This window comes from uncultured Dialister sp., from assembly GCF_937959425.1.
Classification (GTDB): Bacteria; Bacillota; Negativicutes; order Veillonellales; family Dialisteraceae; genus Dialister.
Genome location: NZ_CALGPS010000120.1, coordinates 1 through 7,420, shown reverse-complemented (window position 1 = coordinate 7,420; position 7,420 = coordinate 1). Strand labels below are relative to the sequence as shown.

The following is a 7,420-nucleotide window of genomic DNA, read 5'->3' as shown; positions in this document are numbered from 1 at the left end:
TTAGAATAATCTTAACTTGACAGAAAAAATTTACACAAAGGACTTGACAGACCCCATAGGGGGGGTGGATTGCCGCTGCGCGGCAATGAAGTTTTTAATGCCGCCTATCGGCGGCATGGCTCGCTCCGCTCGCCTCCCCCTTGCTTGTGCACATCCTGCATAGGATGTGCAAGTCGGGAAAAGTAAGGCGCCTAGCCTGCCCATAAAGGCGCTTTTCTTTGGTATGCCCGACCGAACTGCGGGAAGAAGTTGGTGCCGCAGGCACCAAAAAGGGGGGCGCTTTTCTATCGCCCGTCTGGGCGGTTGTATGTTTTTTATTAAATTAGCGCCCTTTATTTTAAAGGCTCCACCTTCATTTACCATTCACAATTTATAATTTACCATTTTCATAAGGCGCCTCTCCCCTCTTGCATTCAGGAATACCGTCCGGAATAACCGGTGGGACGTCTGACCGTCTGACCGTCTGACGTCTATCATCTCTTGTGGGAATACAGTCCGGCAGGCAGCCGGCTCTATCGTTCCTAATCAAAAACTCCCGGCGTTCTGCCGGGAGTTTTTGATTGCTCTTTATTCTTTCTTTTCTTCTGTTTCCTCTGCCGGAGCTTCTTCTGCTTCCGCCTTTTCCTCTGTTTCCGGAGCTTCCGCGGTTTCATCTGTTTCTACAGGTTCCGCCGTTTTTTCGGTTTCTGCCTCCTCATTCGTTGGAGCTTCTGCCGTCGGAGCTTCTGCCGTCGGCGCTTCCTCCGCCTTTGGTTCTTCTGTCTTTTCTCCAACCGACGGGAAGCCTGCTACCTTGGGCGCCTCCATGCGGTCCAGGGCGTCGATGGCTGCCAGGGCCAGCTCCAGATCCCTTCTGATTTTACCCACATAGGTCTTCATATTTCCTTCGGTGCGGATCATGTTTTCCACCAGACGGCGGCGGGATTCTTCCGCTTCCCGAATCTGCCGGTTTCCTTCCGCATGGGCATTGGCAATGAGGATTTCCGCATTCCGCTTAGCGTTCTTCTTCACGTTCTCCGCCGTATCCTTTGCCAGCTGCAGGGTGTTGGTCATGGTTTCGGAAATTTTTTCATAGTTGGCCAGCTTGGTTTTCATCTGGTCCATCTGCTCTTCCATTTCCCGATGTTCCCGGTAAATCTGCTCGTAGTCCGCTACAATCTGCCGGAGAAAATCATTGACCTCTTCTTCGCTGTAGCCACGAAGCCCTTTGGAAAAGGTTTTGTTATGAATATCCATTGGTGTAATCATGGGTGCGCCTCCTTAAGTGATGTGAGTCTCTTTGTCTATTGTACTTGTTTTTGCCCATTTCAGCAACAAGGGGCCGCTTCGCGGCCCCTTGTTGCTGAAATGGAAAAGGTTATTAAGATTGACCGGCCTATAGCCGGAGGGTTCTTAGGTTTGACGGCGCCTGTGGCGCCGAGGGTTGTGGTAGCGGCTGACGCCGCAGGTTGTGGCCGCCTGCCGGCGGCAATAATTTTATATACCGCCTAACAGCTAACCCCTTCTGGCTCGCTGTGCTCGCCACCCACCCCTTAGGCAGGGGTGGGCAAGGGCGTTACGGGATTGCCTTCCCGCCGGATACGGTCATTCTGAGAGTAAGCGAAGGATGCCAGATGGGAAGTTGAGTCTGATGTCTGATGTCTGACGTCTATCGTCTGGAGGTCTCCGTGCTTTCGGGAATACAGCCCACCGGACAGCCGCCCCACTGTCTCACTAGTCCACTAGCACACCAGCCCACTATCTCTCAGTCATCCCGGTCTACTTTGTACTTTCTTTCCAGCTGCTTGTAGGTGTCCAGGCCGATAATGTGGTTGAACTGGCCGAATTCAATCATTTTGTCTGCGGTGGCTTCTGTGGTGCCGTTCTTTTCCAGTCCGGTGAAGAGGTCATAGAGGGCTTTTGACATGGTGTATACGGCGCTGCATGCCCAGAATACGATGGAGAATCCCATTTCTTCCAGTTCTTTGGCAGGAATAAGGGGCGTCTTGCCGCCTTCAATCATGTTGGCTACGATGTAGGCACCGCTTCCTTCCATGCCCCGGGCGAATTTTTCCAGCTCTTCCCGGCTTCCGATGCCGTCGGCGAAGCAGATTTCAGCGCCGGCGTCGGCATACCGTTTGCTTCTTTCGATGGCATCGTCGATGCCGTAAACGGCGCGGCTGTCGGTGCGGGACATAATCATGGTTTCCTTGTCCAGGCGGGCGTCCACGGCGGCGCGGATTTTCTGGGCATGTTCTTCAGCGGAGATGACCTGCTTGCCGTCCATGTGGCCGCAGCGTTTCGGCCATGCCTGGTCTTCGAAGAAAATGCAGGCAGCGCCGGCCTGTTCAAACATGCGCTCCGTGCGAATGGTATTCAGCGCATTGCCGTATCCCGTATCACCGTCCGCCATGGCAGGAATGTCCACCGCATTGCAGATGCCTGTGAGCTGGTTCACCATTTCGCTGCAGGAAAGGAGACCCACATCCGGCTGTCCCAGAAGGGAAGCAGCCACAGAGTAGCCGCCCATGATGACGCAGCGGATGCCTGCCTTCTCTGCGATTTTCGCCGTCAGCGCATCACCTACGCCGGGGGTAATCAGAATCTTTCCGGACTTTAAAGCATTACGGAATTCGATACGTTTTTCAGTTGCTGTTTTCATAATATCCTCCTGAAAATTAAAATACAGAAATCAAAGAAATGCGGGCAGCGGTTCTATTTCCTCTGCAAAAAAAGCCTCTTTTCCACATACTGCAGAAAAGAGGCGCATCGGCGCGGTACCACTCTCACTTATACCTTGAAGCATAAGGAAGGATGAAATAAAAAAAGCCCTGTCCCACGGACAAGGGCGCAATCGCGCGGTACCACCCTGCATTATACTTCATATCCTTAACGCGGACAGACGGCAGGCTTACTGGCTTTCAGCCCGAAGCTCCCAGGGGACACGCTTTCCTTCCATACCGGTTTCCATCCTCCCGGCTCTCTGTCATTTCCGGCCAAGCTCAATCCTGTTCCTCGCTTTTGTTTATTTACCCGATATTATAATCGGGTCCTTTCTTCCTGTCAAGGAAATTTTGTAATTAAAATAGTTGCATCAAAAAGCGCCGCCGGCGCTGAGGATTGTGTGGAAGGGTTGAGAAAAAAGGTTCTTAAGATTGATGGGCCTACGGCCCAAGGTTTCTTAGGTTTGACAGCGGCTTTGCCGCTGAGGGTTATGGTGGCGGCTAACGCCGCAAGTAAAAAGGGGCGCGGCTGACGCCACAGGTTGGGTCCGCCTGTCGGCGGCAGGTTGTGTAGAAGGGTTGTGGATGAAAAGGTTCTTAAGATTGATGGGCCCTATGGGCCCAAGGGTTCTTAGGTTTGACGGCGCCTGTGGCGCCGAGGGTTGTGGATTGCCGCTTCGCGGCAATAAATTTTTAATGCCGCCAAAGGCGGCATTGCTCGCTCCGCTCGCCACCCCCTTTGGTGCCTGCGGCACCACCTTTCCCCCGCTAAGTTCGGTCGGGCGACAAAAGGAAAGCGCCCTTATGGGCAGGCTAGGCGCCTTACTTCGCCCGACTTGCACATCCTATGCAGGATGTGCACAGTGTCCCTATGGACGCTAAACATTGTGCCACATGATTCTTTAGGAAAACATAGAGCGAAATCCCCCCTCCGGGAGAAGGCGGAGCCTGCGGCACCAAAAGGGGCATTCCCACGAGGGTCGGAGGTTGTGTGATTTTTATTAAAATGGCGCCCTTCATTTTTAAAGGCGCCACCTTCATTTACCATTCACAATTTATAATTTACCATTTTCATAAGGCGCCTCTCCCCTTTTGCTTTCGGGAATACCGCCCGGAATGACCGGTGGGACGTCTGACCGTCTGATGTCTGGCCGTCTGATGTCTATCATCCCTTGTGGGAATACCGTCCAGCGGTAGGCGGACAGCGGATAGCCGATAGCGGCCCCCTGTTTCAGAAGAGATCCTTAAGCCTTCCCAGAATTCCTTTCTTCTCTTTCTTAATCGGCTTGGGCATCACCGGTTTTTCCGGTTCCGGCTTGGGCACCCGGGGAAGGGGGGATGCGCTTTCGCTGGGGCGGAAGGGTGGCGGTGCGGTGAAGGTGGGCATGCGGAGCACAGGAGGCGCCATGATTCTCGGCTTCACCACCGGCGTCCTGTGCACGGGGCCTCTTGCTTCGCTTCTGCCGTAGGGCACATAATGGTAGGATTTGGAGGAGGGATCCGGCACGTTGCGGTCTGCAATATAGCGGGTGCCGTTGAAGTCCCGTCCCCTGAGCCGCTCCAGAAGCATGGAGGCCATCATCTGGGGGGAGAAGTAGGAGAAGGGCAGTCTTGGGGCCATGCGGGCCACGGAGGAGAGGAAGGAGGTCTTCACGTCATCCATGGTAAGGTGCAGTTCCTTCCGTATTTCATCCATGAGAAGGATCATGCCCTTCTGGGTGGGAAACAGGTTCTCGTAGGGCACCAGGTTGTTCTTATTTCCCATGCCCGACATGTCCATGAAGAACACCAGGTACAGGCAGGGCAGGGCGTGGCTCTTGTCCTTGATACGCAGGTAGAAATTAGCCACGGTGTAGTACATATTCCGCAGTTTCGACCACTCGCCGGCCATGGTGTAAATGGCGATTTTCTGCTGGAAGGCGCGGTAGAGGATGTCCCTGGCGGTAAAGGGTTCTCCCCGCTGGGAGAGGGCGGTCTGGGACTCCCCGATTTCACCTTCCGTGAGACCGTAGTTTTCCCGCACGTTCAGCACGTAGGCCATGTGATGGCCGATTTCCGCTTTTCCTTCCTTCGTGAGCACATACACCTTCGGTACGCCGTGGGCATAGTCTTTCTCCGGAATCTTGGCAATCACCCGTCCCGTGAGCTCGGCGTGGGTGCCTTCCCCCGACAGGTCGTAGCGCTTCAGGAAATCGGAAAGCACCTTGTCCGGCAGCATGTTCACTGTCTCCTGGGGCCGGCTGGACCGTATCCAGCCCTCTTCCATGAGGGAGTCTATCCGGGTATTGGCATCGGGGCCGTAGATATTCAGTTTGTAGGGCGGAATGCGGTGGTGCAGCGGCTTTCCGTCGAAATAATCCAGTATCAGTATATCCCTGATGGACAAACCCATGATAACCCTCCTTCCTGTGAAACGCTGATTTTCCATTCTTAATTATAATGCAGGCACCGCTCTTTTGAAAAGAGGAATCTTTTCGCGCCCTCTGGGCGAACGGGGGCGCGGCTGACGCCGCAGGTTGGGGCCGCCTGTCGGCGGCAGGTTGTGTAGAAGGGTTGTGGAAAAAGGTTCATGGACACGCCTACGGCGTGAGGGTTCAAAGGGTTCTGAAGGGAAGGTTCTTAAGATTGATGGGCCTGGGGCCCAAGGGTTCTTAGGTTTGACGGGCCTTTGGCCCGAGGGTTGTGGATTGCCGCCAAAGGCGGCAATGATTATAAAAAAGTTAGCGTTACGGGAATACCTTCCCGCCGGACACAGTCATTCTGACAGGCGGCAGGCGGGAAGTCTGAAGTCTGATGTCTGATGTCTGATGTCTGATGTCTGACCGTCTGAAAATCTCCTTGCTTTCGGGAATACAGTCCAACCCCACATCGGCCAGCGGGAAGCGGGAAGCGGATAGCGGATAGCCTTTTAAGGCGCCTTGGGGCAGTTACCTGGTTTCCCCATACCAGTTGATATCATGTCTGAGCTTATGCACCGCGTCTCTTGCCTCTTCGGCATCGTTTTGCAAATCATCCAGTGTGCCCGCCACTGATAAGAGGTTCTGCCGGAGGAATGCCAGCTCCTGCCGGTACATCTGGATCTGACCTTCCAATTTGATGACCTGCAAATCGGCACGATCATCGTCATCATCATAATCGTCATCGTCATCATAGTCGTCGTCATCGTCTATGCCTTCTGCCAAATTTTTCACATACCGGGCATCTATCAGAATTTTTTCCATAAGATATTCCAAGTTTCCGAGGCTGCTGTCCAGGGGTACATAGTTGTCGTCAATGAGGTATTCCATAATGGTTCTCCTTTTTTAATTGCGGCAGAGCCGCAGGGTTCAATAGGGAAGGTTCTTAAGTTTGACCGGCCCTTTGGGCCAGAAGGTTCTTAGGTTTGACAGCGGCCTTTGGCTGCTGAGGGTTGTGGTATCGCCGCTTCGCGGCGATGATTATACATACCACCTAACGGCCGACCCCTTCCGGCTCGCTGCGCTCGCCACCCCTTAGACAGGGGTGGGCAAGGGTGTTACGCGCCGAACTTCCCGGCAGACAGCCGACAGCGGGCAGCGGTCCCTCTACTTCCCATCTTCCCTAGGTCGGCTCTGTTCTTCGACTTCGGGATGGGCTTCTGCTTCCATTTCATAGGACCACATGTGGGTGGGGATCATATTGCCGTCTTTGTCGCAGGTATAGCGCACGGACTTGGGCATGGTTTTGGCGGTGGACAGGGGGCTGGTGAAGCCGCGGCCGATGACGTCGGTGGTGTTCATGATGAAGAGGAAGGCCGAGGGATCTATGTCTTCGATGAGATGGCGCACCCTGGTAATCTGGGTGAGATCTACGATGGCGAAGACGATTTTCTTCTCTACTCCGGAGAAGGCGCCCTGTCCGTAGAGAAGGGTAGCTCCGTGATGGATATTTCTTAAAATAGCGTCGGAGATTTCCAGCGGTTTATCGGATACGATGAAGGCGGCCTTGCGCTGGGCGAAGCCGATGACGATGCGGCTGGAAAGGTTGGCGTTGATGTACATGGAAATCAAGGTGCAGATGGCCGGTTCCAGGGTGAAGATGAAGGCGCCGGCGGTGACGATGATGAAGTTCAGTCCGAAGACTACGTAGCCGATTTCCAAATTGTAATATTTCTTCAATATGGCCCCCACCACGTCCAGGCCGCCGGTGTTGCTGTTGTAGCGGTAGAGGATGCCCATGGATATACCAAGCACCACGCCGCCGGAAATGGCGGACACCAGGGGATCTTTCACCACGTTGTAGTCAGCGAGGAAGGCGGTGAGATCGATGAACACAGAGCAGCACACGGTGCCCAGGATAGTGATGACGGTATAGAATTTCCCCATGAATTTCAAAGAAAGAATGAGGATAGGAATATTCATGAGCAGGTTCGCCATGCCGATGGGGAACCCGGTAAGGTAGTAGAGCACCATGGCAATGCCGGTGAGGCCGCCGGAAAGGAACTGGTGGGGCACCAGGAAGGCGTTCACGCCTACGGAATATAAGAAGGTGCCTGCCAGTGTAATGGCGATGATAAATGCAAGCCGCTGCCAGAAGGTGGGCGTGCGGAAATCCGCCCCTAATGTGGTTGACATGATGTTTCCCTTTCTCCTTTGACTGTGAGATATATAAGATATGTCATTCTTGTATCATTATATCATTCTTTGGGATGATGAAATACGGGAAATTGGAAAGGGCCGGAGGTTGGGACCGCCTGTCGG

The 7,420-nt window shown here is 53.9% G+C and carries 5 protein-coding genes; all 5 read right to left on the bottom strand.

The genetic code is table 11. From position 1 onward, the window contains the following. Nucleotides 1–567 precede the first annotated feature (567 nt). The 5 genes from Q0482_RS05385 to Q0482_RS05365 all read right to left on the bottom strand — a co-directional run bounded on the left by Q0482_RS05385 (nucleotide 568) and on the right by Q0482_RS05365 (nucleotide 7,294). Nucleotides 568–1,248: a DivIVA domain-containing protein gene (locus Q0482_RS05385; protein ID WP_299144342.1), complete on the bottom strand. Its 681-nt coding sequence runs from the start codon at nucleotides 1,246–1,248 to the stop codon at nucleotides 568–570. A 496-nt stretch (nucleotides 1,249–1,744) separates the two neighbouring features. Further along, nucleotides 1,745–2,641: an oxaloacetate decarboxylase gene (locus tag Q0482_RS05380; RefSeq protein WP_299144339.1), complete on the bottom strand. Its 897-nt coding sequence runs from the start codon at nucleotides 2,639–2,641 to the stop codon at nucleotides 1,745–1,747. 1,292 nt (nucleotides 2,642–3,933) lie between these two features. Continuing rightward, nucleotides 3,934–5,094, bottom strand: coding sequence for a hypothetical protein (locus Q0482_RS05375; RefSeq protein WP_299144337.1), 1,161 nt, complete (start codon nucleotides 5,092–5,094; stop codon nucleotides 3,934–3,936). 535 nt (nucleotides 5,095–5,629) lie between these two features. Further along, on the bottom strand, nucleotides 5,630–5,989 hold the full coding sequence (locus Q0482_RS05370; RefSeq protein ID WP_299144336.1) for a hypothetical protein: 360 nt from the start codon (nucleotides 5,987–5,989) through the stop codon (nucleotides 5,630–5,632). A 276-nt stretch (nucleotides 5,990–6,265) separates the two neighbouring features. Beyond that, on the bottom strand, nucleotides 6,266–7,294 hold the full coding sequence (locus Q0482_RS05365) for a YitT family protein (protein ID WP_299144334.1): 1,029 nt from the start codon (nucleotides 7,292–7,294) through the stop codon (nucleotides 6,266–6,268). Nucleotides 7,295–7,420 lie beyond the last annotated feature (126 nt).